Origin of the sequence: uncultured Thiodictyon sp. (genome assembly GCF_903946935.1) — a bacterium.
Lineage (GTDB): Bacteria > Pseudomonadota > Gammaproteobacteria > Chromatiales > Chromatiaceae > Thiodictyon.
The window spans coordinates 1-3,064 of sequence record NZ_CAJAXH010000086.1 but is presented as its reverse complement, the minus strand read 5'-3'; the positions used below and the strand labels follow the sequence as shown (position 1 = coordinate 3,064).

Below are 3,064 nucleotides of genomic sequence, written 5' to 3'. Positions count from 1 at the left end.
TTGCAGTTCGTGGATTTCCGGCAGATTCTCGCCCGGCATCACACGCCGGAGCAAGACCCGCACAAACCAGACGGTCAGCGCCCGGCGCAGGCTGTCGTAGCGCGCACCCTGCAACCGGGCGGTGAGCCGGTGCAGGATCGGACGCCGGCTCGCCGGCCGTCTTTCGCCTGGGTTTCCAGCCGCACCAGTGAGGAGTTCATCCTGTTCGCCGCTCTGGTGCCGACCGACTGGGGGCGCCAGGTCGGCGCGTGGGAACTCAAGTCTCTGGTGGATACCGTGGGGCCGGAGCAGGCCGACCTCATCCTCGACCGCGCGGTGCGCTGGTATCGGGCCTGTTGCGTGCGCACCGGCCTGGAGGGGTGGAGTTACCACGTCCTGATCCCCGATCACCGGATGGCAGGGCAGGGCTGGAGAAACTGGCGGACAGCCCGGTCTGGCCCTGGCTTGCGGGCCGGGTGCAGGTGGTGGTCACCCGGGCAGGCCTGTCAGCGCCTGGCGGTCCTGCCCTTCTGGTGGCCGTTCAGTCTGATCCTGTGCGCTGCCGCCGCGGACGATGCCTTGTTGCGGCGGCGCATCCGGCCGCACAGCTTTTCCTACGCCTGTTCGCTGATCCATTTCTGGTCGATGCGGGCGCTGCTTTGGATCTTGATCGGGAGTCCATACCGGAAAAGGGCAGCGTCCATTTCATTTGCCCGCAGACCGGGGAACAACGCGACAAGGGATGTTAAGAAATTTCCCCATTTGGGGGTCGCGGCGGCCCCATCTTGCGGTGGCGCCCGCGAAAAACGCCGCGGCGTAAACGGTGCCTTATGCGCCAGGCTTGATCATCGCTAATCGGTTTGATATAAAGGGGGAAGAGTCCTTGTCGGCGTGTTCTTCGAGCGCCTCGTTTTTCCGCAATCCGGCGGGCGGCGGGCTTTGCGTTGAGCGACGATTCTTATGACAATTGGGTAAACCGGGAGAAAGAAGTGACTGACGAACAGGTGTTTGATGGGCGAGTGATAGTGGTTGATGCTGGCTCAGGCTTTGTAAAGGCTGGTTTTGCCGGTGACAGCGCGCCGACGGTTGTTTTCCCGACGGTTGTGGGTAGACCCAGACGTCAGGGCGTGGTGACCGGTATGAGCCAAAGTGGCTGTTACGTCGGCTCCTCTGCACTGAGCAAACGAGGTGTTCTCACGCTGAAGTATCCTTATGAACATGGTATTGTTACAAATTGGGATGACTTTGAGACAATTCTTCACTATACCTTTTTTAATGCACTGCAAGTGGCGCCGGAGGAATATCCAATCTTGCTGACCGAGTCCCCTCTGAATCCTATCGCAAATCGGGAGAAATTGGTCCAGTTACTGTTCGAGACATTTGGTACCCCAGCCATGTTCGTGGTCTCGTCAGCGACGATGCCTCTTCAAGAAAGCGGCAGCGCGACAGGACTCGTGGCTGATCTGGGAAGTGGCGTTACTTATGTCGTTCCGATTGTTAATGGTCAATCACTTCATCAGGGGGTTATCCGCATGGATTTGGCGGGGACGGATGTGACGAACTGCTTACTGAAGATATTGGTTGAGGAAAGAGGCTACGCTGTCACTTTTGAATCTGCACCCGACGCACTTGCCATAGCAAATGATATAAAAGAAACATTATGCTATGTCGCGCAAGATTTTGAGGGGGAACTGCAAGCGGCTGTAGGCCAAGAGAAATCTTATACATTGCCTGGCGGGGAGGTTATTGCAATCGGCAGCGAGTGCTTTCGCTGTACTGAGGTTTTGTTTCAGCCTTCACTGATCGGTATGGAGTCTCTCGGGATTCCTGAAATCATTTGTAAATCGATTATGGCATGCGATATCGAGCGTCGTCAGGAGCTATTCGCCAACATCCTGTTGTCAGGTGGAACATCAATGATTCCAGGTATCGTTGAAAGAATGAAAAAGGAAATCAGTGCGCTGGCGCCCCCAGGTATGCCGGTAAACGTAATAGCGCGTCCTGAACGGCGCTATTCACCCTGGATTGGCGGTTCAATTTTTGGGTCTTCGTCTGTTTTTCAGCAAATGTGGATTACTAAAGAGCAATATGATGAATCCGGCGCGAGTATTGTTCATAGCCAGTGCCAGGGTTTCTTGTAATAGCTCGAAGTTTGAGGCGTTGGATTAGTCGAGCGGGTTGTCTCTCTGATGCCCGCTTCCGTGTGGGAGTCAAGTCCCTACCTGAGTAGCAAGAATCGTCAGCCAAGAACACGCACTGAGAGGCCGACGGGCGCATACTGACGCTCGGTTTACACGCATAAGGAGTCTGTCATGGCCATGAACCGGATTCAGTTTCAGTCTGGGATGTCGCTTCTTGAGCGCTTTCAGCAGTTTGGCACCGAAGCGCAGTGCGAGGCCGCGTTGGAGCGGGCACGCTGGCCCGAGGGGTTTCGCTGTCCACGCTGTGACGGTGCCGCACACTGCGTGTTGCACGGCAGCCGCCGCAAGACCTTTCAGTGCAACGCCTGCCGTCATCAGACCTCGGTGATCGCCGGCACCGTGTTCGAAGGCACCAAGCTGGGGCTGACCGTGTGGTTCTTGGCGATCTATTTGATCAGCGAGGCGAAGACCGGACTCTCGGCCCTGGCCCTGAAGCGCCAGTTGGGGGGCAGCTATCCCACCGCCTGGCTCATCCACCACAAGTTGATGCAGACCATGGTCGAACGCGAGGCCGCCTACGTGCTGGGTGGAACCGTGCAGATCGATGATGCCTACCTCGGTGGCGAACTCAGCCATGGCACCGCTGGGCGCGGTTCGGAGAACAAGATTCCCTTATCGGTGCGGTCTCCCTTGACGCCGACGGGCATCCGTTGCACGCGAAATTCAACCCGCTGCCGGGCTTCACACGCAAGGCGATCGCGGCCTGGGCCGGCGCTCACCTCAGCCCACAGAGTACCGTTATCTCTGATGGTCTGGCCTGCTTCGCCCCCTCTGTGCCAATGTAGGTGAGACAGCACCCCCCGGTTAAATTACTGTAGGGCGGTCTGAAGGAGATCACCGATGGCAACGCATGTGAAACACGTTCTGGTCGACGCGCTGGGGGA

2 protein-coding genes and 1 pseudogene are annotated in these 3,064 nt (G+C 57.6%); 2 read left to right on the top strand and 1 reads right to left on the bottom strand.

Going from position 1 to position 3,064, the window contains the following annotated elements; translation table 11 throughout:
• Positions 1 to 372: pseudogene (locus QZX93_RS07620) on the bottom strand (hypothetical protein); the annotation flags it as partial.
• Between the two features lie 596 nt (positions 373 to 968).
• On the opposite strand from QZX93_RS07620, the gene QZX93_RS07615 reads away from it, so the two are divergent.
• Complete coding sequence (locus tag QZX93_RS07615; RefSeq protein WP_295393393.1) at positions 969 to 2,120, top strand: actin, cytoplasmic 2; 1,152 nt, start codon at positions 969 to 971, stop codon at positions 2,118 to 2,120.
• A gap of 171 nt (positions 2,121 to 2,291) precedes the next feature.
• Complete coding sequence (locus QZX93_RS07610) at positions 2,292 to 2,969, top strand: IS1595 family transposase (RefSeq protein ID WP_295393392.1); 678 nt, start codon at positions 2,292 to 2,294, stop codon at positions 2,967 to 2,969.
• Positions 2,970 to 3,064: the final 95 nt, after the last annotated feature.